The sequence below is a fragment of the Corynebacterium sp. genome, from assembly GCF_030152825.1.
In the GTDB taxonomy this organism is placed as follows: domain Bacteria; phylum Actinomycetota; class Actinomycetes; order Mycobacteriales; family Mycobacteriaceae; genus Corynebacterium.
In genome coordinates this window covers 13031-38308 of record NZ_JASLIP010000013.1, presented here as the reverse complement: position 1 = coordinate 38308, position 25278 = coordinate 13031, and the positions used below count along the sequence as shown (strand labels likewise).

At 65.1% G+C, this 25278-nt stretch carries 22 protein-coding genes, 2 tRNA genes and 1 pseudogene; 11 read left to right on the top strand and 14 right to left on the bottom strand.

The window, feature by feature from the left end; translation table 11 throughout:
• Nucleotides 1–750 (top strand): IS3 family transposase (locus tag Q1V78_RS02355; protein ID WP_300611196.1); only part of this gene is annotated, 750 nt, incomplete at its 5' end.
• A gap of 31 nt (nt 751–781) precedes the next feature.
• Here the strand turns inward: Q1V78_RS02355 and Q1V78_RS02350 are convergent.
• The 3 genes from Q1V78_RS02350 to Q1V78_RS02340 all read right to left on the bottom strand — a co-directional run bounded on the left by Q1V78_RS02350 (nt 782) and on the right by Q1V78_RS02340 (nt 2401).
• Nucleotides 782–1066 (bottom strand): recombinase family protein, encoded by a 285-nt coding sequence (locus Q1V78_RS02350; protein ID WP_300611194.1) that lies wholly within the window; start codon nt 1064–1066, stop codon nt 782–784.
• 229 nt (nt 1067–1295) lie between these two features.
• Nucleotides 1296–1610 (bottom strand): hypothetical protein, encoded by a 315-nt coding sequence (locus tag Q1V78_RS02345; protein WP_300611192.1) that lies wholly within the window; start codon nt 1608–1610, stop codon nt 1296–1298.
• Between the two features lie 23 nt (nt 1611–1633).
• Entirely contained in the window at nt 1634–2401 is a 768-nt protein-coding gene (locus Q1V78_RS02340; RefSeq protein ID WP_300611190.1) for a hypothetical protein, read from the bottom strand.
• Nucleotides 2402–2607: 206 nt separating this feature from the next.
• Here Q1V78_RS02340 and Q1V78_RS02335 point away from each other — a divergent pair.
• A pseudogene (locus Q1V78_RS02335) lies at nt 2608–2841 on the top strand (IS3 family transposase); the annotation flags it as partial.
• 116 nt (nt 2842–2957) lie between these two features.
• On the opposite strand, the gene Q1V78_RS02330 reads toward Q1V78_RS02335, so the two are convergent.
• Nucleotides 2958–3710: an SDR family oxidoreductase gene (locus Q1V78_RS02330; protein WP_300611188.1), complete on the bottom strand. Its 753-nt coding sequence runs from the start codon at nt 3708–3710 to the stop codon at nt 2958–2960.
• Nucleotides 3711–3785: 75 nt separating this feature from the next.
• Between Q1V78_RS02330 and Q1V78_RS02325 the strand changes: the two genes are divergently transcribed.
• Nucleotides 3786–4709: a PPK2 family polyphosphate kinase gene (locus Q1V78_RS02325; protein ID WP_300611186.1), complete on the top strand. Its 924-nt coding sequence runs from the start codon at nt 3786–3788 to the stop codon at nt 4707–4709.
• Nucleotides 4710–4808: 99 nt separating this feature from the next.
• Here the strand turns inward: Q1V78_RS02325 and Q1V78_RS02320 are convergent.
• From Q1V78_RS02320 to eno, 5 genes are all read right to left on the bottom strand, one after another.
• Nucleotides 4809–4882, bottom strand: a tRNA-Leu gene (locus tag Q1V78_RS02320).
• Nucleotides 4883–4912: 30 nt separating this feature from the next.
• Nucleotides 4913–5914, bottom strand: a complete 1002-nt coding sequence (locus tag Q1V78_RS02315) for a Ppx/GppA phosphatase family protein (protein ID WP_300611184.1) — start codon at nt 5912–5914, stop codon at nt 4913–4915.
• 4 nt (nt 5915–5918) lie between these two features.
• Entirely contained in the window at nt 5919–6518 is a 600-nt protein-coding gene (locus Q1V78_RS02310; RefSeq protein ID WP_070758619.1) for a DUF501 domain-containing protein, read from the bottom strand.
• A gap of 74 nt (nt 6519–6592) precedes the next feature.
• Nucleotides 6593–7297: a septum formation initiator family protein gene (locus Q1V78_RS02305; RefSeq protein WP_300611181.1), complete on the bottom strand. Its 705-nt coding sequence runs from the start codon at nt 7295–7297 to the stop codon at nt 6593–6595.
• A gap of 25 nt (nt 7298–7322) precedes the next feature.
• Nucleotides 7323–8600 carry a phosphopyruvate hydratase gene (eno, locus tag Q1V78_RS02300; protein WP_300611179.1) on the bottom strand — a complete coding sequence of 426 codons (1278 nt, stop codon included), beginning with the start codon at nt 8598–8600 and terminating at the stop codon, nt 7323–7325.
• A gap of 198 nt (nt 8601–8798) precedes the next feature.
• On the opposite strand from eno, the gene Q1V78_RS02295 reads away from it, so the two are divergent.
• On the top strand, nt 8799–9434 hold the full coding sequence (locus tag Q1V78_RS02295) for a hypothetical protein (protein WP_300611177.1): 636 nt from the start codon (nt 8799–8801) through the stop codon (nt 9432–9434).
• 34 nt (nt 9435–9468) lie between these two features.
• Here Q1V78_RS02295 and Q1V78_RS02290 read toward each other — a convergent pair whose 3' ends face one another.
• The 4 genes from Q1V78_RS02290 to mfd form a co-directional block, all read right to left on the bottom strand.
• On the bottom strand, nt 9469–10236 hold the full coding sequence (locus tag Q1V78_RS02290) for a lytic transglycosylase domain-containing protein (RefSeq protein ID WP_300611204.1): 768 nt from the start codon (nt 10234–10236) through the stop codon (nt 9469–9471).
• 151 nt (nt 10237–10387) lie between these two features.
• Nucleotides 10388–11071, bottom strand: a complete 684-nt coding sequence (locus Q1V78_RS02285; RefSeq protein ID WP_300611176.1) for a metal-dependent transcriptional regulator — start codon at nt 11069–11071, stop codon at nt 10388–10390.
• A gap of 10 nt (nt 11072–11081) precedes the next feature.
• A complete protein-coding gene (locus Q1V78_RS02280; protein WP_300611174.1) occupies nt 11082–12602 on the bottom strand; it encodes a MazG nucleotide pyrophosphohydrolase domain-containing protein in 1521 nt (506 codons plus the stop codon).
• 47 nt (nt 12603–12649) lie between these two features.
• Nucleotides 12650–16399 carry a transcription-repair coupling factor gene (gene mfd / locus Q1V78_RS02275; protein ID WP_300611172.1) on the bottom strand — a complete coding sequence of 1250 codons (3750 nt, stop codon included), beginning with the start codon at nt 16397–16399 and terminating at the stop codon, nt 12650–12652.
• A gap of 157 nt (nt 16400–16556) precedes the next feature.
• Between mfd and Q1V78_RS02270 the strand changes: the two genes are divergently transcribed.
• From Q1V78_RS02270 to Q1V78_RS02240, 7 genes are all read left to right on the top strand, one after another.
• Nucleotides 16557–16628: transfer RNA gene (locus tag Q1V78_RS02270), tRNA-Gln, on the top strand.
• A gap of 1 nt (nt 16629) precedes the next feature.
• Nucleotides 16630–17979, top strand: coding sequence for an MFS transporter (locus Q1V78_RS02265; RefSeq protein ID WP_300611170.1), 1350 nt, complete (start codon nt 16630–16632; stop codon nt 17977–17979).
• Nucleotides 17980–18188: 209 nt separating this feature from the next.
• Nucleotides 18189–19655 carry a bifunctional UDP-N-acetylglucosamine diphosphorylase/glucosamine-1-phosphate N-acetyltransferase GlmU gene (gene glmU, locus Q1V78_RS02260; RefSeq protein ID WP_300611201.1) on the top strand — a complete coding sequence of 489 codons (1467 nt, stop codon included), beginning with the start codon at nt 18189–18191 and terminating at the stop codon, nt 19653–19655.
• 163 nt (nt 19656–19818) lie between these two features.
• Complete coding sequence (locus Q1V78_RS02255; protein ID WP_300611168.1) at nt 19819–20790, top strand: ribose-phosphate diphosphokinase; 972 nt, start codon at nt 19819–19821, stop codon at nt 20788–20790.
• Nucleotides 20791–21352: 562 nt separating this feature from the next.
• The gene (locus Q1V78_RS02250) at nt 21353–21991 is read left to right on the top strand and encodes a 50S ribosomal protein L25/general stress protein Ctc (protein WP_300611166.1); all 639 of its coding nucleotides are present in this window, start codon (nt 21353–21355) and stop codon (nt 21989–21991) included.
• A 150-nt stretch (nt 21992–22141) separates the two neighbouring features.
• Complete coding sequence (gene pth / locus Q1V78_RS02245; RefSeq protein WP_300611198.1) at nt 22142–22777, top strand: aminoacyl-tRNA hydrolase; 636 nt, start codon at nt 22142–22144, stop codon at nt 22775–22777.
• Nucleotides 22778–22964: 187 nt separating this feature from the next.
• Nucleotides 22965–23597: an HdeD family acid-resistance protein gene (locus Q1V78_RS02240; RefSeq protein ID WP_300611164.1), complete on the top strand. Its 633-nt coding sequence runs from the start codon at nt 22965–22967 to the stop codon at nt 23595–23597.
• A gap of 106 nt (nt 23598–23703) precedes the next feature.
• Here Q1V78_RS02240 and Q1V78_RS02235 read toward each other — a convergent pair whose 3' ends face one another.
• Entirely contained in the window at nt 23704–25191 is a 1488-nt protein-coding gene (locus Q1V78_RS02235; RefSeq protein ID WP_300611162.1) for a glyceraldehyde-3-phosphate dehydrogenase, read from the bottom strand.
• Nucleotides 25192–25278 lie beyond the last annotated feature (87 nt).

Sequence of the window (25278 nt, the reverse complement as noted above, 5' to 3'; positions counted from 1 at the left end):
CCGGATAAACACGCAGCACTCAAGGACGCGATCCGGGAAAGCTTCGAACGTAACAAGCATCGCTACGGCTATAGACGAGTGCTCCTTGACCTGCGCAACCAAGGCTGGGCGGTCAACCACAAACTCGTCTACAAACTCATGCACCAGATGGGGCTGCGAGCCAAGATCCGCCAACGCAGGCCCTATGTTTCCTACACCGGGACGATCAGCCACATCGCTGACAACAAACTTGACCGCAAGTTCACCCCAGACAAGCCAAACACCGCCTTTGTCAGCGACGTCACCGAGTTCAGAGTCGCAGGCCGCAAGGTCTACCTGTCACCGGTGATGGATTTGTTCGACCGCTCAATCGTCGCTCACACCGTGGCCACATCACCGTCGACAGCGTTGACCACCGATTCTTTGTCCAAAGCGATTGCAGCGTGTGCACCTGAACCCGGGTGGATGATGCACACCGATCAAGGATTCCAGTACCAGCATTCCTCCTGGCGCAACCTGATCGGCCACAACGGTGGTGTTCAATCGATGTCGCCTAAAGCCAACTGTTACAACAACGCGGTCATGGAGAACTTCTTCGGCCACGTGAAAACCGAGATGTACCACGGCGAAGTCTCCGACACCGTCGCAGAGTTCAACCAAGCAATCGACGAGTACATCGGGTGGTACAACACTGAACGAATCCAACAACGACTCAAGGGCCTGACCCCGATGCAATATCGGAATCAGACCCTTGAACCCCTCACCGCCTAGAGTTAAACCAGTCCAACTTTCGGGGGCTAGTTCACTCCACCGTGATCCCTGCTGTCTTCATCCGCTCGATAAAGTTCAGCAGGTCCGTGGTGGACCGGGCGAGCCGGTCCGGACTCTTGACCCGGATAGTGTCGCCCTGCCGCACATACGACAACATCTCCTGCAGTTGCGACCGTCCGCTCATGTCCTTGCCCGAGATCTTCTCGGAGTACAACCGGTCGACCTCGCCCAGGGCCTCGATCTGCCGGTCGAGGTTCTGTTCTTCGGTCGAGACGCGGGCGTAGCCCACGATCTGACGCTTATTCTGTTCGCCCACGTCTAGACCATCCAATCAGTATTGTTCACAAGTGTTCGTCTTGCTGGAAAACGACTGTGGATGTGATCGTTATGTGGCGTGGATTTTTGATCGCTCTGTGTCGTGATGCACCGCTCTCTGCTCCGTGGCATGGGCGCAGTTTTTCACTGTTGCAGCAACAGCATAATCGCCCCTGGCGGCTGAAAAGTACCAGCCTTCAGGGGCGAAAAGATGAGGCTAACGAGTCAGGTCAGAGCGTGTCCAGAGTGCGTTTTGCCTGCGTCAGTGTGACCTCGGGGTGCTCGCGGCGCAGCTGGCGTGCAGCACTCGCCAGCCCTTCGCTGTTCAACTCTCCTCGTAGGAACTCTTTCTCGCTGTCGGTGAGGCTGACCACTGCCGGCTCGCCCCGTCGCTTTGCGAAAGCGAGAACCGCTCCGAGCAGTGCGAGCGCAAGGCAGACGAAGCCAACCACTGCACGCCATGATGTCGGCCCATCCGACATCGCGATCAGCAGGCAGCCTATGACCAACAGGGCCACAGGTGCACCAAAGAGCTTTGCGGTCATGTCATCTCCTCCGGTGCAAGGTGTCAGCAGTTGTCCTGGATAGCAGAGATGCCCAGAAGCTCGGCAGCAGTAGCCCCAGCAGCCGCGAGGGCTCCCTCTAGCTTCTCCGCATTAGAGGTGGCTCCCGTCAGCAGTTGAATTGCTTCCTTGACGTTGCCGACTGCCTTCACGAACTTGGCTAGCTTGAGGACCGCCCCGGCGGGAACGGCGATCGCTGCGGTAACAGCCGCCACACACTTGGTCCATCCCCAGGCTCCATCAGGATCTGCGGTCACCGGGTACTGCAGATCAGGGCTTAGATCTACCTTTTGGACAAGGCGGTTGTCCTGCACCTCGAAGTGAGTATCGACCTGTTTTCCCTGTGCATCGACTGCCCATGGAGCCTTGATGCGTCCTGCAGCCTCACCCTCTTCTGAACGGAAGAACGCGCCGCCGTCGGGGGCTTCGTCAAGGGTGAACCCCTCGGGAAGGTCGAAGTCGAACGCGTAGGTGTCCGGGGAGTTGGCGTCATCGATAGTGACGACCTGTGAGAAGGAGTCCCCTTCCTCTGCGGATTCGATGGAGTATCCACTCTGCTGCTCTGTGGTGGCGGAGCGGGCTGATAGCTCTGGTGTCGGAGCAATACTGCTTCCTGTGATGGTGGCTGCACCATGTTGAGCATCGTGGACTGTGGAAACCGCAGTCTCCGTTGTTTCGATCTCGCCAGTAGGCGTAGCAGCAGCATGGCCTGTCAGGGCGAGCGACAGCATGACTGCTGTGCCTGCCGCTGCCGACTTCTTGAGTGTGGTCACATTCACGAGCACTCTCCTTGAGCGGTAGGCTAGTCGACCCTTGCCGACCAACTATTGTTTAGCATCTGATCTAGTTGCTGTCCATGGCTCAATGCGAAGGTTAACTGGAGATTCATCATATAGCCGGGTGTAATTATGGAAGATAGGTAATCCTATATATTGAAGCCTCATCGCGTTGGGCGCGTTTGTGGTTCGATCGGAATGGGTCTCATCAACCTAACTGTTACGACAATGCGGTCATGGAGAACTTCTTCGGGCACGTGAAAGCCGAGATGTATCACGGTGAAGTCTTCGGCACTGTCGCAGAGTTCAACCAAGCGATCGACGAGTACATCGACGAGTACATCGGGTGGTACAACACGGAACGCGTCCAACAACGACTCAAGGGCCTGACCCCGATGCAGTATCGGAATCAGACCCTTGAACCCCTCACGGCTTAGAATTAAACCAGTCCAACTTTCGGGGGCTAGTTCACTCCTTCCCCGAGGAGGGTTTCTTGATGGAACGCCAGCCACCAAGAAGCGCTCGCAGCGTACTCAGCAGCGGTCCCGCGCCCTTATTTCACGACCGGTCGCACGCTCACGGTCTCCAGGCAGGCCTCAGGCCCCATCTCCGCGGCTAGCCGGACCGCGGCGGCGATGTCCTCCGCCCGGACGTACACACCCGGGTCGTAGCTATCGTTCCCGGCCTGAGTCTGCAGCTCGCGCTGCATATCCGAATCCACTTTCCCAGGGTGCACGGAGCTGACCCGAACCTTCCCCCGCTCCTCCTCGCGCAGGGCATCCGTGATCGCCTTGAGCGCGAACTTTGAGGCTGCATAGGGCCCGTAGCCAGGGCCGGAGTTGTGCCCCGCCCCGGAGTTGATGGCAATCACCATGCCGCGCGCCTCACGCAGCGCCGGCAGCAGCAAGCGCGTCAGCTCGGCCACGGCGATGACGTTGACGTCGAGCACCTCTCGCCACATCTGAAACGGGGCCTCGGCGAGGGGAGCATGCCCTGTCACGCCTGCAGAGTGCACCAGCAGGTCGAGACTCTGCGGGGCGACGTCGGAAGAAAAAACCTCCGCCAACGCCGCGGGTTCAGACAGGTCCGCCGCAACCACCTGGGCGTCCGGAAAATCCGCCCGCAGGCCTCGAGCGGAGGCATCCGAGGAGCAGCACAGGATGAGTCGGTGATCGCGGGAAAGATCTTCCGCGATCGCCCGGCCAATGCCGCGGGACGCGCCCGTGATCAGCGCGAGGGGCCGATTGCCGCTGTTGCTGGAGGTGGAATGGTTCTGATTCAAAGCTGCGTTATCCATGCTCACCATGCTAATGAGCAGCCCGCGAGCTGCACCATCCCGGTCGAGCTGAGCAAAGCCACCCGAGCGGGTAAACTTGGGGCTATGAGCTTTGGAATGAACAACGCTCTCGGGCTGCGCGCGCCCAAGGGCAACATCGACCTCAAGTCATTCGACCCTCGCGAAACCCCGGGGGTGCGGGGCAAAGGCGAGAAGTTCGAGAAGCGGATCAACAAGGCCTATAAGAAGATCGCCGAGGAGCTGCGCGCCGAGCAGGCCAAGCTCTACGCCAACGGCGCCAGCGACGAGCAGGTCGGCAGCATCCTCATCATCCTGCAGGGCGTGGACGCCTCCGGTAAGAGCGGGGCCACCAACGCGATCCTGCAGGCCGTATCCCCGCAAGGCGTGAACGTCGCCACCTTCGCGGAACCAGTCGAGTCGATCGACGATGCCGACAACCGCGACTTCCTGGCCCGCATCCGCCACGAGCTGCCGGGCAACGGCGAGATCGCCATCTTCGACCGCTCCTACTACGAAGACGTCCTGGTCTCCCGCGTGGAGGGGCTCAGCGACGTCGAGGAAATCGACCGCCGCTACGACGCCATCCGTCGCTTCGAGAAGAAGCTGGAGGCCGACGGCACCCGTGTCATCAAAGTTCTCCTGCACATTTCCCCGCAGTTCCAGACCAAGAGCTTCCTCTCCCGCCTCCGCAACCCGGCGCAGCGCTGGCGCTACTCCCCCAGCGACCTCGGCGTGCAGAAGAAGTGGGATGAATACCAAGAGGCTTATGCCCGTGCCATTGAGAAGACGAACAGCGTCGCCCCGTGGTACATCGTGCCCAGCGATAAGCAGGACTACGCCCGACTCGTCGTGCGCTACCTGCTGCTCAACGAGCTGCGGAACATGACGCTGGAGTGGCCGGAGGTCGACTTCAACCTCGAGAAGCAGCTGAAGAAGGTCGAGAAGGCCGCCGTCAAGGCCGAGGAGAAGGCCGCCAAGGGCGAAGAGAAGGCAGCAAAGGACGGCTAGGCGGAAGAAGAACTAGTGGCGGTGCACGGTCGCCGGCAGCAATAGCGAACACCAATAGCGAAGCCAGGCAGGGGAAACGCTCTCCGGCCTGGCTTTTCGTGCCCCCAGTGGGACTCGAACCCACACTGCGCGGATTTTAAGTCCGCTGCCTCTGCCAATTGGGCTATAGGGGCATAGGGTCCGCGCACTACCGCGCGCGGGTTCTAGGCGCCGTTTCGGCGCATAACTTTTGCCAACATACCATCGAGGATGTCTTTCTCACTGATCGTGATCTCCTCGACGCCCAGGGCCAGAAAGCGGCTGGCGACCGCGTCGATGACCACCGCGCCGCCTCCGACGACGTCCGCGCGACCGGGGTGCATGGGACCGCACTCGAGTCGCTGGTCGACGGTCTTATCCCGCAGCTCGATGGCGGTATCCCGGAACGTGCGCAGCGGCAGGCGGCTCAAGTGGATCTTCTCCGGCTGGTAGCTATCCAGCCCCTGGGTGATCGCGCTGAGGGTGGTCATGGTCCCAGCCACACCCACCAGGCGAGTCACGCCGGTGAGATCGACGTGCTCCTCCACCTCGCGGAGCTGCGCGGCGACAAAGTCCTCCGCCGCCGCGATTTCCTCCGCGGTCGGCGGATTGCTGTGCAGGTAGCGCTCGGTGAGCCGCACGCAGCCCATATTCGCGGAGTAGGCCTCGACCGTACCGGTGTCCGCGACGTCCCCGTCGGCGTCGACGTCGTGGACGACGAACTCGGTGGAGCCGCCGCCCAAGTCGACGACGCAAATGCGCTCCGGGGTTCCGGACGTCAGGTCGGCGACGGCCCCGGCGAAGCTCAGCTCCGCCTCCTGCTCGCCGCTGATGACCTCAGCCTGGCGGCCGTCGACGATACGCCCCAGGTGGCGGGCGGTGATGGCGAAGAACTCATCGCGGTTCTTCGCATCGCGGGTGGCACTCGTCGCCCCCATCATCACGTCCTCGACGTTGTGATCCACCATGCGCTGGGCGTAGGTGGCCAGGGCGTCGTCGACACGTTGGAGGGCCTCTGGTGCGAAACCGCCCGTGGCGTCCACCCCCTGCCCGAGCCGGACGATGATGTTATCGCGATTGAGCTGCGTCAGCGTTCCGTCGGCCGCCCGCTCGGAGATGAGCAGGCGGATGGAGTTCGTGCCGCAGTCGATCGCGGCGAAGCGACGTGGGGCGTCGGCCTGGGCCATGTGTCTAGCTCCTCTGGTCTCGTTCGCGCTCGGGCAGGAACATTCCGGTGTTCTCCGCACCCTCCACGGTGGTGGCCTGGACCAGGGAGATCCCCAGCTCCTCGGAGGTCGGCCAATCGGCCGGGATCGCGGTGCCGGACAGGCTCGGGTCGTGCTCCACGGCCAGCGCCACGGTCTCGGTCCCGAGCCGGAGGCGTTCCGGCCCCTCGGCGAGCGCGTAGGCCATGAGGACGTGCAGGCACTTCACCCGATCGGGCATGCCCCCGCCCGAGAACTCAGTGCCGAGGTCCTCCATTGCGTTGCGGGTGGCCAGGTAGTGCTCGTGGGCAGCCTGGTAGTCCCGCTGCAGCTCCTCGTCCTCACCGAGACGTTCCTGCATTGTCTTCATGACGCCGGCGACCTCCAGGCGGCTGGCCTCTGCGGTCAGTCGAGGGTCGGTGAGGTAGTACAGCGTCGGGAACGGGGTACCGTCCGGCAGCCTGGGGTGGGTCTTCACGACGGCTGGCTGGCCGTCCGGGGTTCGGTAGCTGACCTCCACCGCACCGCGCGGCTCTCGACCGAGCTGGGCGGCCATGATGTCCAGGTCTTCACGACTGACCGTCATTCATTCTCCTCTTGAAAAAGCCCGCTGCCTTGGGTTCTTCCAAGCTCTTCCGCGGGGCGTGCCGACTCCGGCGATTATGGCTGATTTTCGGGCAGGATAGGAAGTTTCATATCGCCGCTTGGCTGTTCGCCACCCTCGGGGTTGCCACCGGTGTCCTGATCCTCGCCCTGCCCGGCGGGAGCGCTACCGGCATCGCCCGGAGCTTCCTCCCCAGGTTCGACGGCCACGGAGTCCCACAGCTTCTTAAACCACGGGCTGTTCTCGTATTCCTGCTCCGACGGGCTCTTTCCCGCCCCAGGGGCGTCCTCCCCCGCCGCCCCGGTGATCTTCGGCGAGATGATGCGGTAGGCGGACTCGCCGGGCTCGATCACGCCGAGGCGGATGCGAGCCTGCTCCTTGAGGTAGTCCTCATTCTCGAAGCGGTTGAGCTCCGCCTGGAGCTCCGCCTTGTGGCGTTCCTGCTCCTGGATGGTGCTCTGCAACTGGGCCAGCTCCGTGCGCTGTTCGTAGTAGTTGCGCAGCGGGGTGGCCAGGGACAGGGCCATCAGACCGACCACCAGGATCACGACGATCGCGGCAACCGGACTCATCCGGGACGGCAGGGCCACGAAGCGACGTGCCACGCGCTTGGGTGCCTGCCGCATCCGACGGCGACGGGCCTGATTGCGCTCCATGGAGCGCGCCTGCGGCAGGCGCTGGCCCGCGGAATCCGCGTTCGCCCCACCGCGCTGGTCGCGGCCAGCGGGGCGGGGCGAGTTATCGCGGGAGGGGTGTGTCATAACGGGCTATTCTAGTCCGCTCGCCCTAGTTCTTGAAGCGGGGGAAAGCGGAGCGACCCGCGTAGACTGCTGCGCCCTCCAGGTAACGCTCGATGCGGAGCAGCTGGTTGTACTTCGCCACGCGCTCGGAGCGGGCCGGGGCACCGGTCTTGATCTGGCCGCAGTTCAGGGCGACGGCCAGGTCGGCGATGGTGGTGTCCTCGGTCTCGCCGGAGCGGTGGGACATCATGGTGCGGTAACCGTTGCGGTGTGCCAGCTCCACGGCGTCGAAGGTCTCGGAGAGGGTACCGATCTGGTTCACCTTGACCAGCAGGGCGTTGGCCGCGCCGCGGTCGATGCCCTCCTGCAGGCGGGACGGGTTGGTGACGAACAGGTCGTCGCCCACGATCTGGATCTTGTCGCCGAGTTTCTCGGTGAGGGTGACGTAGCCCTCCCAGTCGTCCTCGTCCAGCGGGTCCTCGATGGAGACGATCGGGTACTGCTCGACCAGGTCGGCGTAGATCTCAACCATCTCGGCGGAGCTGTGCTTGCCGCCCTCGAAGTTGTACACGCCGTCTTCGTAGAACTCGGAGGAGGCGACGTCCAGGGCCAGGGCGACATCCTCGCCCAGGGTGTAGCCGGCCTTCTCGATGGCCTCGACGATGAGGTCCAGGGCTACCTTGGTGGACTCGACAGATGGGGCGAAGCCGCCCTCGTCGCCCAGGCCGGTGGACAGGCCCTTGGCCTTAATGACGGCCTTGAGGCTGTGGTAGACCTCGGCGCCGACTTGCAGTGCCTCGGCGAAGGTCTCCGCGCCGATCGGGGCGATCATGAACTCCTGGACGTCCACGCCGGAGTCCGCGTGCGCGCCACCGTTGAGGATGTTCATCATCGGCACCGGCAGGACGTGGCCGTTCGGGCCACCGACGTAGCGGAAGAGCTCCAGGCCAGCGGAGTCCGCGGCAGCGTGGGCCGCGGCCATGGACACGCCGAGCAGGGCGTTGGCGCCCAGACGGGACTTGTTCTCGGTGCCGTCGAGCTCCAGCAGGGTCTGGTCGATGAGGCGCTGGTCGTCAGCCTCCAGGCCAGCCAGGGCGTCGTCGATCTCGGTGTTGACGAACTCGACAGCCTTGGCAACACCCTTGCCCAGGTAGCGATCGCCGCCGTCGCGCAGCTCGTGCGCCTCGTGGACACCGGTGGACGCGCCCGAAGGCACGGCGGCACGGCCCATCGAACCGTCGTCGAGGATGACCTCGACCTCGACGGTGGGGTTACCGCGGGAGTCCATGATCTCCAGCGCGCTGACGTTAAGGATTCCGGCCATCTGTGTCTGCCTCCTAGGCACATTCGACGTTGCTTTGACCACTGGCGTGGACGGGCTGGGCCGGGCGCCATCGCACCGGCCCCGGGCCCGAAAGCCAGGAACTATTCTAGCCACCTCTATTTTGCCATGCTCCCGCCATTCGACCTCCGATCGCCCCACACGCCTCGCCCCCGAGCCAAGTTCTGCCACAATGGGGCCATGAATCAGATCGTTGATGCTGTAAATAAAGTGTCCCCCACCACCGAGAAGGTCATGAACGACTCGGTCACCTTCTCCCCTCGCCGCTGGAAGTCCGGCTGGCCGTTCCACCTGCGCCATGTCCCACCCTTCCGGGACGACGCCACCGCCTCCATCACGCGCGCGGAAGTGTTTCGCTTCGCGGCGGACGCCGTTGCTTCCAGCTACGCCCGGGATCGGGTCATCGACTTCATCGGTGCTGCCTTCGCCTACGGGGCGGGCCAGTTTCAGGCGGTGCTGCCGTTGCAGCAGTTCCTGCGCAACAAGGCCAAGGCCGCCAGCCTGCTCAAGACGATCCCAACCCTGGAGTCCAAGGAGCCAGCGGCGCAGTACGAGGCGCTGACGAAGATCGGCCTGCCGGCGAAGTTCGCCTCTTATATCGCCTACTTCCTTGCCGGTCCGCAGGCTGCCGGTGAGGATAAGCCGCTGGTTATCTGCTCCAACCGCGCGAAGATCGCGGGCCTGGAGAAGGATTCCGACTGGTCCGCCGCGGACTACGGCACCTACCTCGCCGCGGTGCGCGAGGCTCGCGACAGCGTCGACCCGGAGCTACCGCTCGACGCCGTCGAGTGGGCTATGCGCGAATCGGTGCGCTAAACCGCACCTTTGTGGGCCAGTCCGTTACAGCGCGCTACATGATGCTGGCGGACTGGCCCAGCGCGTAATTCGCCGCCGCGTCGCGCACATCGCGGACGTACTGATCCGACTGGTTATAGGAGCGGATCGCCTGCGTCCACCCCTCCGGGGTGCTCAAGTCGCGGCCGAAGTCGCAGAGCAGGCGGGCAGCCGCGGCGGCCGCGTCGTCGATATTCTGCGGATCCGCTACCCCATCGCCGTTGGCGTCCACGCCGTAGTGCTTCCAGGTCTCGGGGATGAACTGCATCGGCCCCATCGCGCGGTCGAATTCCTTATCCCCGTCGAGCTTGCCGCCGTCCGTGTCTTCGATGCGGGCGAACTTCTCCCCATTGAGCTGGGGACCGAAAATCTTCGGATCCGCGGTGCCCTGATCATTGAGCTTCGTGCCACGCAGGGTCCAGCCGGCGTAGGAGCCGTGCTTGGTTTCCACGAAACCCAGGCCAGCGAGGGTGTTCCAGCGCAGCCCGCACTCCGGGCGAGTCTGGCGGGCGATGTTCTCCGCATTCCCGTAGGCGATCAGGGCCTGGTAGGGGATGTTCGTCTCCGACACCTGACCACGCGCCCAGCGGGCCAGCTGGTTGGCTGTGCGTCCCGGCTGGTGGATATCAATGTCCGGCGCGGGAGCTGCCGCGGCGGGCGGGACGTCGTCCGGGATGGGAAGACGATTGGCCTTGATCGGCGAGTTTCCGGTGAAGGCGGCCACCAGAAAGCCCACCAGGGCGATGATGCTCAGCAGGGCTACCACCACGACGCCGCAGCCCATCACAGCGCACCCGGAGCGGCGACGGCGTGGGACCGAGGCCGCGGGCTCGTAGCGGTTGTGATTCACAGGACTTCCTTCCCGCTGGCGCGCTGAGTAGCGCCCTTGCGGCGTGGTTTGGGCATAGGCAAAGAATGATACCGGTGGCGGTGGGCTACGCGGGACGGATGCACCGAACCGCAGATAACTGCGCGGCGGGCAGGGACACCACCGAACCGGATCGCGTACCGGACACGATACTGAATTCGGCGAGCGCTTCGAAAGGCCGGGGGTCGACGCGAATGTGGACCCCGGGGGTCACACCACTGCTTTCCAAGTGACGGAGCAGGTCAGGATCGGAGTCGGAGACCCGCTCCACGCACAGCACATCGCCGGCAGCTGCCTCGGTGAGGGGAAAGGACTCGGTTTCGGGGAGCTGCCCCGCCGCGTTCGGGATCGGATCGCCGTGCGGGTCCCGGTCCGGGTAACCCATCAGCTCGTCGATGCGGGCGAGGAACTTCTCGCTGACGGCGTGCTCGAGCTCTTCGGCCTCGTCGTGGACCTCGTCGAGGGAATAGCCCAGCTCGCGGCAGAGATAGGTTTCGATCAGCCGGTGGCGGCGCACCATCTGAATCGCGAGCTCATGTCCCAGCTCCGTCAGGGTGATGGGCGCGTAGGGGCGGTGATTGACCAGCCCCTGGGCCGCCAACCGCTTCACCGCCTCGGAGGCTGTGGAGTTCTGCTGGCCGACCTTGGCAGCGAGCTGGGTCAGCCCTACCCCGGTGCCGCTCCACTCCTGGACGTCGAAGATCGCCTTGAGGTAGTCCTGCGAGCGGAAAGGAAGATCGGAAAGGCGCACGGCGAAGGTTCTAGCGTCCCATCCGGTCGAGCTGCTGGCGGAAGTTCTGAACCGCCTTGAGCAGGCGATCCTCCGCCCCACCTGGCTCGTCGAGCTCGAGGCCAACCATCGGGTAGCGGATATCGGTCGGGATGTCCGCATCCCGCAGACCACGCTCACGGGCCTCGCGGATGACCTCATCGGCCGCGGACAGTGCGGAGGTGTGGCGCGGCTGGGCTGGCTGAACTGGCTGCGCGGCTGCGGCTGACTGCCCTGCCTGCTGTGGCTGTGCCTGGGTCGCGTGTGCAGTCTGAGCGGGCTGAGCGACGGGGCTGGCCGGCTTCGTCGAAGCCCCCTGGCCAGCGTTGCCGGCCGACGCGGTGGCCTGCGCGCCCAGCGGGCCACGCTGCGACTGATCGGCCTGCTGCTCAGTGGCCTGCTGCTTCAGCTCGGCCTTCCGGTCCAGGTAATCGCGGAAGGCTGGGCCATGCGCTTCACGCTTGCGCTGCTCCTGGGCCTGCTTACCGGCACGCCACAGCTCGTTTTGCTCCTGAATGCCCACCGCGCGCTCGACCTCCTCGAAGAGGTACGGTGCGCGGTCGCGCAGCTTCGCCACGAACGCCCCGGCCACGTGCCCAATGTCGAAGGCTCCCCGGCGGTTAGCGATCTCCGCGTGGAAGAGGACCTGCAGCAGCACGTCCGAAAGCTCCTCGCAGAGGTCCTGCTCGGCCCACTCCGGGACCTCGCCATCACCATCGGCCTGGTCTTCGGAACCCACGGCGGCGAGGACGTCCCGCAGCTCGATGGTGCTCGCCAGCTCCTCGGTCTCCTCCCGCAGGAAAGGCACCAGGTCTGCGTGGGTCATGGACTGCTCCCACTTGCCCTGGCGCAGTGCGCGAGCCATCAGCGCAACAGCGTCCTCGATCTCGTCCATGACGGACTCGGGTACCTCGGTGCGCGCGGTGCGGCGGCTGCCCGCCACGGCGGCCGTGTGCTCGTCGGCGGAAAGAACCTCGCCCTCGACGAAGCCCTCGCCGCTATAGGCAGCCGAGGCCGCGGCGTCGGCGGCATAGTCCGCATCCCCCTGCTGGGAACTCGGCTGGTGGTACAGGTGCGCGGACTGCTGATAGGCGTCGTCCACGGCATCGGCGTACTGCTGATAAGACTCCAGTGCTTCCGCCGGGTTCTGCTCCCCCATCCCGGACATCGCCTGGCCGATCGCCTCCGCGGAGGGCAGCGCGGGTGTGTGCGCCGGGGCGAGCTCGCCGGAATCCCGTGGCCCGATCTCCCGATCCGGGGCGAGGTGCACCAGCAGGCTCGGGGCGGCCAGCAGCTCGTCACCCTCCTCGATCCGCTCAACGACCAGGTCGTTTCGCAGATCGGTGGTGACGAGGACGTCGGACTCGTAGACCGTGTGGCCGCCGAGGTCGCCGATGACCCAGCGGATGCGGATCGGCACTTCCTCCGTATAGGAAACCTTGCCACTGAGCAGGGTCACGGCGTCGACGGGAATCATCGAGGGGAATCGAGGATCGAGGAGTACGACTGTCATGGGGCTAAAGTTTACTCTAGTGACTCGAAAGTTTTCGCACCGAGGGCCTAACGCGTCGGGGTGCTACCTCCCCTGATGTCCCGTTCCGGGATCCCAGCCAGCTGGGTGAGCGCATTCGCGCACCACTGTGCCAGCGGCACATCCCGCAACGCGACCGCCCGCATCCCCGCGCCCTCCTTGGGCGCCGGAATAACCACAACCTTGGTGGTCGCCCGGTACGTCGCCCCCGGGAACAGGCGCTTCAACCGCACCTGGCCGGAGTCCTGCAGATCAATGGGGCTGAAGCTGATGCGAGAGCCCGTCGCCACGACCTCCGAGACCCCCAGGTCGCGGCAAATCAAGCGCAGTCGGGACAGCACCGCGAGGTTGGTCACCTGGGCCGGCGGCTCGCCGTAGCGATCCCGGAACTCGGTGAGCACCTCCTCGATCTGGTCCTCATCCTGCGCCTCGGCGAGCTTGCGATATGCCTCCAGGCGGAGTCGCTCGGATGCCACGTAGGTCACCGGGATGTGCGCATCCACCGGCAGGTCAATGCGGATTTCCTTCTTCTCCTCCTCGCGCCCGTCTACCGGCTTGCCGTCGGCCATCGCTCGGAAGGCCTCCACCGCCTCACCGACGAGGCGGACGTAGAGGTCGAAGCCCACTCCTGCGATGTGCCCGGACTGCTCGGCCCCCAGGACGTTGCCGGCGCCGCGCATCTCCAGGTCCTTCATCGCGACGGCCATGCCGGCGCCGAGCTCGTTGTTCTGCGCGATGGTGGACAGCCGGTCGTAGGAGGTCTCGGTGAGCACCTCACCCTTCGGGTAGAGGAAGTAGGCATAGGCACGCTCCCGGGACCGGCCCACGCGCCCGCGCAGCTGGTGCAGCTGGGATAGGCCCATGTGGTGGGCGTTCTCCACGATCAGGGTGTTGGCATTCGAGATGTCCAGGCCGGTCTCCACGATGGTGGTGCACACCAGGATGTCGAATTCCCGGTTCCAGAAGCCTTCCACGGTTGTCTCCAGCTGCTCCTCGCTCATCTGGCCGTGGGCGACCACGACCCGGGCCTCGGGAACGAGGGTTCGGATGTGCTCCGCCGCCTTCTCGATGGACTTCACCCGGTTGTGGATGTAGAACACCTGACCGTCGCGCAGCAGCTCGCGGCGAATCGCGGCGGCGACGTGCTTATCCTCCTGCGCACCGACGTACGTGAGCACGGGGTGGCGGTCCTGCGGCGGGGTAAGGATGGTCGACATCTCGCGGATGCCTGCCATGGACATCTCCAGCGTGCGCGGGATCGGGGTGGCGGACATGGTCAGGACGTCCACATGGGTGCGCAGGGACTTGATGTGCTCCTTGTGCTCCACGCCGAAGCGCTGCTCCTCGTCGACGATGATGAGGCCCAGGTTCTTCCAGGTCACGCCGGTCTGCAGCAGGCGGTGGGTGCCCACGACGATGTCGATGGTGCCGTCTGCCAGGCCCTTAAGGATCTCCTTGGATTCCGACGGAGTGGTGAATCGGCTCAGCTCCGCGATGCGGGTCGGGAAGTCCTGCATCCGTTCCCGGAAGGTCTTCATGTGTTGTTGCGCGAGGAGCGTCGTCGGGACGAGGACGGCGACCTGCTTGCCCGACTGGACGGCCTTGAATGCGGCGCGCACCGCGACCTCCGTCTTGCCGTAGCCCACGTCGCCCACGATGACGCGGTCCATCGGCACCGGCTTTTCCATGTCGGATTTCACGGCCTCGATGGCGTTGAACTGGTCCTCGGTCTCGGTGAAGGGGAAAGCCTCCTCCATCTCCCGCTGCCACGGGCTGTCCGGGGCGAAGGCGTAGCCCGGCGCGGCTTGGCGCTGGGCGTAGAGCTGCACGAGCTCCCCGGCGATTTCCCGGACGGCCTTGCGGGCCTTGCGTTTGGTGTTCTTCCAGTCCGCCCCACCCATCTTGGACAGGGCGGGCTTCTCGCCGCCGACGTAGCGGGACAGCAGGTCGAGCTGGTCCATGGGGACGTAGAGCTGGTCGCCCGGTCCGCCCCGCTTGCTGGGTGCGTATTCGAGGACGAGGTACTCGCGGCGGGAGGCGTCCGCCCCCTTGCCGACGGTGCGTTCGGTCATCTTCACGAACTTGCCGATGCCGTGGGAATCGTGGACCACCAGGTCGCCGGGCTCCAGGGCCAGCGGGTCGACGCGGTTGCGGCGCTTGGCTGGCTTGCGCTTACCGGTCGCTGCCGCCTCCACGCGGTTGCCGGTGACGTCCGTTTCGGTGAGGAATAGCAGGCTGGTCTGCTCTCCCCCGGCCATTGGGAAGACGAGGCCATCGTGGGCGACCGCGTGGTAGATGCTGACCTTCTTCGGCGCTGGCTCCTGGTCCGGGGTCGCCTTGGATGCGGCCTGACGGCCGATGCCGCGCTGTCCGCGCAGGTCCACCCCCACGGCCTCGGCGGCAATCCCCGCCTCGTGGAAGCGGCGCAGCATGCGGGCAGCGACGGTGGGCGTTGGGGCGGCGAAGGCGACCCTGCCACCGGATTCCACGCGGGTGCGGATATCGGCCATCATGTTCTCGATGGCTTCCATCTCGCCGCGGGGCTGGGGCGCGGCGTCGTAATCCAACAGGAGGGCGTCGCCGTCGAAGCCCTCGTCGGAGTCCAGCATGCCGAGCGGGGACAGCGTCCACCACGGCCGCTCCAGGGCAGCCTGAGCATGCCGGGCCACAGCGACAGACACATAGGCCACGCCGTCGGCGGGAGCGTCCGCCCCCATGGCCGCGGCCTCCCAACCGGCCTCGAGGAACTGCTCGCCGGTCTCCTTCAAGTCTGCGGCGCGGCGCTCAACGGCGGCCGGGGCCAACACGATGGTGTGCGTGCCCCCGGGCAGGAATTCCGGCAGCAGCTTCAGCTCGCCGTCGTGGAGGCTTGGGATCAGCGCCTCCATGCCGGGCACGGCAATTTTCTCGCTGATCTTGTGGTACACATCCGCCAACTCAGCGTGGCTGGCGTGCTCCTTGGCCAGCTCCCCGGCGCGGGTGGCCACGGAGTCGGTGATGAGCAGCTCACGGGCTGGATAGACGGTCACCTCGTCGAGCTCAACACCTGGGATGGTGCGCTGATCGCCGACGCTGAAGGGCCGGATCTCGGAGACCTCGTCGCCCCAGAATTCCACGCGCACGGGCAGTTCCCCCGTGGCTGGGAAGACGTCGAGAATGCCACCGCGCACCGCGAAGTGACCGCGCTTGGCGACCACGTCCACCGCGGAGTAGCCGCGCTCCACCAGCTCGTGCTGGATCTGCTCGAAGTCCACCTCCTGGTCGACGGCGAGATGGACGGGGGTCACGGCGCCGAGGCTGTCCTGGATTGGCTGCACCAGCGTGCGCACTGGCGCGACAACCACCCGGATCCGGGGCTCGGACTCCCCCAGCTCGCCGGCGGTCTGCCGGTGCAGGCGGCGGAGCACCTTCATGCGCTGGGAGACGGTCTCCACGTTCGGAGAGATGCGCTCGTGCGGCAGGGTCTCCCAGGCGGGCATGAGCTCCACCTCGTTGCCCAGCATGGCCTTCAGCTGCTCGGTGATGTCCTCGGCCTGCCGGGCAGTCGCGGTGATCACCAGCACCGGGGCGTGCTGGGCGACCGTGCCGACGGCGAAGGGCCACACCGCGTCCGGGCCTTGGATCGCCAACTGCGCGGCACCGATGTGGGTGACCAGGCCCTTGAGCTTCGAGTCGCGCGCAGCGGCCCGAAGCACACCCGACAGCGCGGGGGCTGCATTCCCCCTATTCCCTGGTGCGGACGTATTTTGGCTTGCCGATGGGCGGACCGTGGTACTCATAGCGCCCCAGTGTAGCCGTGGGGGCAGACACCCCTATCCCGTGGCCTGCGGACTCCCGGTGCCCTGGGGCTTCGGTGGTTTGCCACCCCTCGCGAGGCTTGGGGTAGAGTGTTAAGCCGTTAGCGTCGTCCTGCGGGATCATCGACGACTAGCTCTTTCCCCCATGGTGTAATTGGCAACACTGCGGTTTTTGGTACCGTCATTCTAGGTTCGAGTCCTGGTGGGGGAGCATGACGAGCGAAGACCAACAAGCTCAGGCCCCTACTCACTCCGAGCAGGGGCTTTTTTCGACGCGCCTGTCCCACAAACTCATCGGCAAGCCACCGAAGTCCGATCTTCCGAATGTGGAACAGAACGGGCTGCGCTTCTCCACGGCCTTTGGTTTCCAAAACATCGGCGACCAGATCATGAGCGCGAAGACGACGCTGCCGTGGTTGCTGCAGATGCTGGCCGCGCCCGCCTGGATCGCGCCACTGTTGGTGCCGATCCGCGAATCCGGGTCGATGCTGCCGCAGGCGGGGCTTCGCCCGTGGATCCAGGCCCGCTCCCGCCGGCTGCCGATCCTGCTGCTGGGCACGCTGGGCCAGGCGCTGGGCTGCATCATCGCGATGTGCGCGGCCCTGTTCACCTCCGGCACGGCAGCCGGTCTGCTCATCCTCTTCAGCCTCACGCTGCTCGCCGCCTCCCGTTCGCTGGTGTCGCTGACGAGTAAGGACATCCAGGGCCGCACGATGCCGAAGGGTTACCGCGGCCGGGTCACTGGTTTCGCGACGACGCTCGCGGGTGCGGTGACCATCGTGGTGGGCCTGATCATCGCCGCCCTGCGCGACAAACTGAGCCCCGGTACGTTCGCCGTGCTTTTTGCGGCAGGTGCCGGTGCCTGGCTGGTGAGCTTCCTGCTCTTCAAGGGGATCCAGGAGCCGCCGGTGGACGAGGAGGACCTCGCTGAGCCGCCCCACTCCCTCGCTGAGATGAATCGCGCCATCTGGGACGACGTGTGGGGCCTGGTGCGGGATGACAAGCCCTTCCGGAACTTCGTGCTGGTCCGTTCCCTCATGCTCGCCTCCGCCCTCTCCCCCACCTTCCTGGTCACGCTGCAGGGCCGGGCTGGCTCGAGCGTGACCGGCCTGGGCCTGTTCGTCGTGGCTGCGGGCCTGGCCTCGCTGGCCGCCGGCCGCGTCTCCGGGGCGCTGTCGGATAAGTCTTCGAAGAACACCCTCTCGGGCGGCGCGCTGTTCTCCGTCGTTCTACTGCTAATCACCATCGGCCTGGCCCTGGTCTGGGAGGACGCCCTGTACTGGTGGCTGCCCGTAGCCTTCTTCGGTATCTCGGTGGCGCACGCGGCCATCCGGGTGTCCCGGTCGACCTATGTGGTGGACATGGCTGAGGGCGATCAACGCACCCGCTATGTCTCGGTCTCCAACACGCTCATGGGCATCATCCTGCTCCTCATCGGTGCGCTGACCGCACTGTTGAGCCTCATGGGGACCCTCTGGGCGCTCGGCGCTCTGGCCGCGTTCGGCGCGCTGGGCTCCCTGCTCGCGGCGAAGCTGCCCGAGGTTTCCGCCAGGCAGAGTTAGGCCCCACCTGATCGGGGCGCGACACAGCCGCCGGCTCGCGAAGGTTTGTCCGGCGCGGCGGTTATGCTGGTGTACTACCAAGACCGTCCACACCCGATTTTCAAGGAGGGGCTGCCGCCGTGTCGCGCACTCCGAACAGGAACCAAGCCACCGACCAGCCAACGCAAACCCAGACCACGGGAGCTGGTGGGACGTCTGCGGGCTCGGACCTGGCCGTCGTTATCCTCGCTGCGGGCGCCGGGACGCGCATGAAATCGGCGACGCCAAAGACCCTGCACGCCATCGGCGGACGCACCCTGCTGGCCCACAGCCTCCACGCTGCAGCGGGCGCGCAGCCAAGCAACATGGTGGCCGTGATCGGGCACGGCCGCGAGCAGGTCGGCCCGGCGTGCGAGCAGGTGGCCCAAGACCTGGGCCGTCAGATCCACCTGGCCATCCAGGAGGAGCAGAACGGCACCGGGCACGCCGTGCAGTGCGCAATGAAGGAGCTGGCTGACTTCCACGGCACCGTCATCGTCACCAACGCCGACGTCCCGCTGCTAACGGGTGAGACGATCACCGCGCTATACCGCTCCCACACCGAGGTACCGACCGCGGTGACGGTGCTCTCCGTCGAGCAGGAAAACCCCACCGGTTACGGCCGCATCGTGCGCTCCGAGTACGGCGACGTCATGCAGATTGTCGAGGAAAAGGACGCCACCGAGGAACAGCGGGCGATCACCGAGGTCAACTCCGGGGTCTTCGCCTTCGACGCCGAGATCCTCCGGGACGCACTGAGCCGCCTGAACACGGACAATGCGCAGGGCGAGCTCTACCTCACCGACGTGCTCTCCATCGCCCGGGCCGATGGCCACCCAGTGCGCGCGCACACCGCCAACGATGCCGCGTCGCTCGAGGGCGTGAACGACCGGGTCCAGCTGGCCCGCGCCGGAGAGGAGCTCAACCGCCGCGTGCTGGAGCGCACGATGCGCGGCGGCGCGACGATCGTGGACCCGCACAGCACCCGCATCGACGTGGACGTGGAGGTCGGCCAGGACGTCACGATCCTGCCGGGCACCCAGCTGCTGGGCCGCACCCGGATTGCAGACAACGCCACCGTGGGCCCGGATACGACCTTGCAGGACACCACCGTTGGCGAAGGCGCGTCCGTGGTACGCACCCACGCCCTGAGCTCCACGATCGGCGCCCGCGCCACCGTCGGGCCGTTCACCTACCTGCGCCCAGGCACGGAGCTCGGCGAGGAGGGCAAGCTGGGCGGCTTCGTCGAGACCAAGAGCGCCACCATCGGGCGCGGTTCGAAGGTGCCGCACCTGACCTACGTGGGCGATGCCACCATCGGCGAGTACAGCAACATCGGGGCCTCCAGCGTCTTCGTCAACTACGACGGGGTGAACAAGCACCACACCACGATCGGCTCGCACGTGCGCACCGGCTCGGACACGATGTTCATCGCGCCCGTCACCGTCGGTGACGGCGCCTACTCCGGGGCCGGAACCGTCATCAAGGAGGACGTCCCCGCCGGCGCCCTGGCCGTCTCCGGTGGCCAGCAGCGCAACATCGAGGGCTGGGTGGCCAAGCGCCGCCCCGGCACCCCGGCGGCGGAGGCCGCGCAGCGCGCCGCTAACGAGGCCACTACCCCTCAGCCCGGGGGCGAAACCCCGGAGCAGGGGCAGTAGCCCTAGCCCTCGTTGGTTCTTTAAACACGAGGCAATTATCATCAGTTCATGTAAAGCTGGTCACTGCGGCGAGCGGGTGGCGCCCTCAAAGATCCTACGCAAGGATCGACGGGCGGCAACGTACCGGCGAAACAAGAAAACAAATCCTCGGGAAGGCTGATCTGTGTCCACCACTCACTGGATCGACAACCAAAAGAACCTCATGCTGTTTTCGGGTCGTGCACACCCGGAGCTGGGTGAGGCCGTAGCCCGCGAGCTTGGTGTCGAGCTGACTCCCACCACGGCGCGCAACTTCGCCAACGGCGAGATCTTCGTGCGCTTCGAGGAGTCCGTCCGTGGCTCCGACGCTTTCGTCCTGCAGTCCCACCCGCAGCCACTGAACGACTGGCTGATGGAGCAGCTTCTGATGATCGACGCGCTGAAGCGCGGCTCGGCGAAGCGGATCACGGCGATCCTCCCGTTCTACCCTTACGCCCGCCAGGACAAGAAGCACCGCGGCCGCGAGCCAATCTCCGCCCGCCTGATCGCTGACCTGTTCAAAGCCGCTGGCGCTGACCGCCTGGTCTCCGTGGATCTGCACACCGACCAGATCCAGGGTTTCTTCGATGGTCCGGTCGATCACATGCACGCGCTGCCTATCCTGACCAAGCACATCCAGGAGAACTACAACCTGGACAACATCGTGGTCGTCTCCCCGGACGCCGGTCGCGTGAAGGAGTCCGAGAAGTGGGCCAACCAGCTGGGCGGCGCCCCGCTGGCCTTCATCCACAAGACCCGCGACATCGACGTAGCCAATAAGGTCACCTCCAACCGCGTGGTCGGTGACGTCGAGGGCCGCACCTGTGTGCTGCTGGACGACATGATCGACACCGGCGGCACCATTGCCGGCGCGGTCCAGGTGCTGAAGAACGCCGGCGCGGGCGACGTCATCATCGCCACGACCCACGGCGTGTTCTCCGGTCCGGCCCGCGAGCGCCTCAGCGAGTGCGGCGCCCGTGAGATCATCACCACAGATACCCTGCCGCAGAGCACCGAGGGCTGGGATAACCTCACGGTTCTCTCCGTGGCCCCGTTGGTGGCGAAGACGATCCACGAGATCTTCGAGAACGGCTCGGTGACCACTCTCTTCGAGTAGTCCCCCGCGCCTGCCTGCGCCCTACACCCCCGTTTCCGCCCGCTGTGGGCGGGGCCGAGGGTGTTTTTGCTGTTGTAGGGCGGGTTTAGCAGAACCCCGAGCGACCTCTCAGCTAATCTTTAGCTTCGATCACGTTCCTTGTGTCGGCGGTCCACCACCCCGCCCGGCATGCAAAAGGGCGGCACTCGACAGTGGATCAAAGCTGGGTTCAATACCGCGAGTTCACCTTCGACGCCTAGTCCAGCGCGCGGCCGAAGCCATTCGGAAACCTCGCCGCGACCTGCCTCGGACCCCTCCCCGGAGGGGTTTGCGCCCACCACCTTCCAGCTTGTAAGATTGGTGCTGATCTCGGCGAGGGCTGGCTACAAACGCTGGCCGTTATCGGCGCGATGAACTACCCGGCCATGCGGCATCCTTTTCTTCGAGGGGCTTCACCTGGGCGGGGTGGACACCCGCCGCGAGAAACCGCGGCTTTTTTCTTTTCCGGGGCTTGTTCCGGCTAGGAGGAAAGCAGCGGCAACCGCAATATTTACACTTCAACTTCTTAGTCCAAGGAGCACTCATGGCTGATTTGACTCGTATCGAAGGCGTTCTGCGCACCGAGTTCGGTAAGGGCGCATCCCGTCGCCTACGTCGCGACGGCCGGATCCCACTGGTTGTCTACGGCAACGAGCTGGACCCGGTCCACGTCCACGTCGACACCCTGGACCTGCACGCACTGGTCCGTAACGAGGGCGTCAACGCCGTGTTCGAGCTGAACATCGACGGCGAGGACAACCTGGTGATGGTCAAGGCCATCGACCAGAACGTCCTGACCCTGGACATCGACCACGCTGACCTGCTGAACGTCAAGCGCGGCGAGCGCGTCGAGGTCGAGGTTCCGGTCATCCACGAGGGCCTCCCGGCACCGGGCGCAATGGTTGTTCAGGACGTCGACGTCCTGCTGCTCGAGGTCGACGTCCTCGACATTCCGGAAGAGATCGTCCTGGACATCAACGGCCTGGAGATCGGCGAGCAGATCCTGGCGAAGGACGTCAAGATGCCGTCCAACGCTGTCCTGGTTTCCAACGCCGAGGAGCTCGTCATCAACATCGTCGAGCCGGAGGAGGAAGAGCTGCCTGAGGACGACGAGACTGCTGAGGAGGGCGAGGCCGCCGCTGAGGGCGAAGAGGCTGAGGCTCCGGCAGAGTCCGAGGACTAATCCCCTCCCCTTGCACACCGGCGGCTGAGCGCGAGCTCACGGCCGGGGTCGCAACTTACACCCGCTGCGCCGGGCACGAGGTATGAGCCATACCTTGCGCCTCAGCGCGGCGGGTCTTTCTATGGAAGGATTCCAACTGTGTGTGGAAAACTGAAGAACTCCTCCCCCAAGAAGTCCCCGAAGGCTGCTGACAGCGCGGATGCCCCGTGGCTCGTCGTTGGGCTCGGTAACCCGGGCGCCCAGTACGAGACCACCAGGCACAATATCGGCTACCTGGCCGTCGATGAGCTGTTGGACGACCTCACACCCATGCCGGGCACCCTGAGCGCCCACAAGCGCACCAACTCGCTGACCTGCCAGACGAAGATCGACGGGCAGTCCGTAATCATCGCACGAGCCCGCAGCTACATGAACCTCTCGGGCGGGGCGATCGGGGCGCTGGCGAAGTTCTTCAAGGTCCCGGCCGAGCACGTTATCGTGATCCACGACGAGTTGGACCTCGACCCGGCGGCAGTGCGCATCAAGATCGGTGGCGGGGAGAACGGCCACAACGGCCTGAAGTCCACCACCCAGGCGCTGGGCACCCGGGACTACGTGCGCATACGGATGGGCATCGGTCGCCCGCCGGGGCGCATGGACCCGGCGAGCTTCGTGCTCAAGCCCTTCAGCAAGCAGGAGCTCGAGTGGCTGCCACTATCCCTGGGGGATGCGGCAGACGCGGTGCGGCTGATTGTGAGCCGCGGGGTGGCCATCGCCCAGAACGAGATCCACGGGCGCAGCCGCTAACAGGGAACGTGAAAGGGCCCGCGACCAGTTTCGGTCGCGGGCCCTTTAGCTCGATCATGGGACCGCGCGGTGCGCCCCATCTCCCACGGTCTCGGGAACCGCGGACATCGCACCTCAGAAGTCTGCTCTACCCAGCGCTACAGTGGATATTAGCGTTAAACCATTGACAGCGACTAGGAGCTCACTCATGCACAACAACCCAACAGGGGGCCACAGCTTCGACCCCAGCGTGGGGCCGAACCTCGGTGGCTTGACCGAGGCGTTTAATCAGCTACGCAAACGGGCTATGACCATCCTCATCCTCCGCGGGGTGCTCGGCGTCCTGCTTGGCATTTTCCTGCTCCTAGCCCCGGCTATCGCGGGAGCCTCGCTGGCTACACTCGCTTCCGTGTTCATCGCCATCTGGCTCATCGCAGAGGGGATCGGCACCGCGACGCTGGCCTGGCAGGAGCGCAAGGTCGAAGACTCCAAGTGGGGCTGGCCTTTCGTGGGCGGCATCGCCGGTGTCATCGCCGGTGTTGCGATCTTCGTCTTCCCCCTGTCCTTCGCCTGGGCCGGAAGCCTGCTAGTGCTGTGGTTCGTTGCGATCTCCGTTATCATTTCGGGCATCGGACTGATCCGCAATAGGAACTTCATCTCGGGCGGGCTATGGCTGGGCATCATCAATATAGCCTTCGGCGTCCTGTTGGCCATCCTCCTGGTGGCCAACCCAACATCCACGATGATCTCCATGGTGTGGGTCATGGGTATTTTTGGCGTTGCCTACGGTATCCAAGCGATCATCATGGGATTCAAGGTGCGCCCTAAGAAGACGGCCTAACGGCTAGCCGGCGGCCCTGCGCACGGTCCCCACCCCCGGAAGCTTCAGAACATAAGGAAGCCCGCCACCAGCACTGGTGGCGGGCTTCCGACCCTTACACGTAAAACTAGTCCAGCTTGTCGAGCGCGGTCCGGGCAGGCACGACGGCGTGCTGCGCGCCGGCCAGCTGCTCGATGATGCGGACCACCTGGCAGGAGTAACCGAACTCGTTGTCGTACCAGACATAGAGCACGAGGTTCTTGCCGGCAGCGATCGTCGCGCGGCCATCGACGACACCAGCGTGGGTAGAACCCACGAAGTCGGTGGAGACGACCTCCGGGGAGTCGATGTAGTCCACCTGCGGACGCAGCTCGGAGACGAGCGAGACGTCGCGCAGGTAGCTGTTGACCTCGTCCTTGGTGACCTCGCGGGACATGCTGAGGTTCAGCACGGCCATGGAGACGTCCGGGGTCGGGACGCGGATGGCGTTACCGGTCAGCTTGCCCTCGAACTCCGGCAGGGCCTTGGAGACAGCCTTGGCGGCACCGGTCTCGGTGAGCACCATGTTCAGGGTTGCAGCACGGCCGCGGCGCTCGCCCTTGTGGAAGTTGTCGATGAGGTTCTGGTCGTTGGTGAAGGCGTGGACGGTCTCGACATGGCCGTGGTCCACACCCCACTTGTCGTTGACGACCTTCAGCACCGGGGTGATGCCGTTGGTGGTGCAGGACGCGGCGGAGAGGATGCGGTCGTCCTCGGAGTCCAGGTCGACGTCGGTGTGGTTGATGCCGAAGACGAGGTTCTTGATGTCGCCCTTGCCCGGTGCGGTGAGCAGTGCGCGGGCAACGCCCTTGGCCTGCAGGTGCTGGCCCAGCCCCTCGCGGTCACGCCACACGCCGGTGTTGTCGACGACGATGGCGTTATCGATGCCGTACTGGGTGTAGTCGATCTCGGCCGGCTTGTTGGCGTAGATGACCTGGATCGGGGTGCCGTTGGCCCAGATGACGTTGTTCTCCTCGTCGAGCCAGATGGTGCCGTCGAAGCTGCCGTGGACGGAGTCGCGGCGCAGCAGGGAGGCACGCTTCTGCAGGTCGTCCTCGGAGTTCTTGCGGACGACGATGGCGCGCAGGCGCGGGCCGGCCTTCTCGGAGCTCTGGGCGAGCAGGATGCGAGCCAGGAGGCGGCCGATGCGGCCGAAGCCGTAGAGGACGACGTCGGTGGTCGGGGTGTCGCCACGGGTGCCGATGACGTCGGCGAACTGCTCCTTGAGGAACTCGTCGATGGCGGCGGTATCACCGAAGTCGCCACCCTTGTCCTCGAATGCGGTGGCCAGGGCGCCGAGGTCCGCAGCGACGGTGTTCAGGTCGAGCTCTGCGATGCGCTCGAGGATCGGCATGGTGTGCGCGATCGGCAGGTCGTTGTTGGTGATGCGACGTGCGAAGCGGTGCTGCTTCAGAATATCGGTCTCAGCAACGTTGATGAGCTGGCGACCGAAGATGGACGTCACGACGTTCTTTTCGCGGCGGAGCTGCCCGAGCAGCGGGATCATCTTTTCCGCCAGGGCGACGCGCTCGTTCCAATCAGCTTGCTGCTTGTCGATGGACGCAGAAGCGGACATGAGACCTCCAAAAATTAAAGGGGCAAAGATTAACCACCCTAAACCCTAATTGTCTTGGGATTAAAAGTGGGATTCCACCCCTAGTGT

Coding starts and splice junctions, on each gene's coding strand:
- Q1V78_RS02345 (WP_300611192.1), bottom strand. CDS start 1,610: ATGACCGCAAAGCTCTTTGGTGCACCTGTGGCCCTGTTGGTCATAGGC.
- Q1V78_RS02330 (WP_300611188.1), bottom strand. CDS start 3,710: ATGGTGAGCATGGATAACGCAGCTTTGAATCAGAACCATTCCACCTCC.
- Q1V78_RS02325 (WP_300611186.1), top strand. CDS start 3,786: ATGAGCTTTGGAATGAACAACGCTCTCGGGCTGCGCGCGCCCAAGGGC.
- Q1V78_RS02315 (WP_300611184.1), bottom strand. CDS start 5,914: ATGGCCCAGGCCGACGCCCCACGTCGCTTCGCCGCGATCGACTGCGGC.
- Q1V78_RS02310 (WP_070758619.1), bottom strand. CDS start 6,518: ATGACGGTCAGTCGTGAAGACCTGGACATCATGGCCGCCCAGCTCGGT.
- Q1V78_RS02305 (WP_300611181.1), bottom strand. CDS start 7,297: ATGACACACCCCTCCCGCGATAACTCGCCCCGCCCCGCTGGCCGCGAC.
- eno (WP_300611179.1), bottom strand. CDS start 8,600: ATGGCCGGAATCCTTAACGTCAGCGCGCTGGAGATCATGGACTCCCGC.
- Q1V78_RS02295 (WP_300611177.1), top strand. CDS start 8,799: ATGAATCAGATCGTTGATGCTGTAAATAAAGTGTCCCCCACCACCGAG.
- Q1V78_RS02290 (WP_300611204.1), bottom strand. CDS start 10,236: ATGGGCTGCGGCGTCGTGGTGGTAGCCCTGCTGAGCATCATCGCCCTG.
- Q1V78_RS02280 (WP_300611174.1), bottom strand. CDS start 12,602: ATGACAGTCGTACTCCTCGATCCTCGATTCCCCTCGATGATTCCCGTC.
- mfd (WP_300611172.1), bottom strand. CDS start 16,399: ATGAGTACCACGGTCCGCCCATCGGCAAGCCAAAATACGTCCGCACCA.
- Q1V78_RS02265 (WP_300611170.1), top strand. CDS start 16,630: ATGACGAGCGAAGACCAACAAGCTCAGGCCCCTACTCACTCCGAGCAG.
- Q1V78_RS02250 (WP_300611166.1), top strand. CDS start 21,353: ATGGCTGATTTGACTCGTATCGAAGGCGTTCTGCGCACCGAGTTCGGT.
- Q1V78_RS02240 (WP_300611164.1), top strand. CDS start 22,965: ATGCACAACAACCCAACAGGGGGCCACAGCTTCGACCCCAGCGTGGGG.
- Q1V78_RS02235 (WP_300611162.1), bottom strand. CDS start 25,191: ATGTCCGCTTCTGCGTCCATCGACAAGCAGCAAGCTGATTGGAACGAG.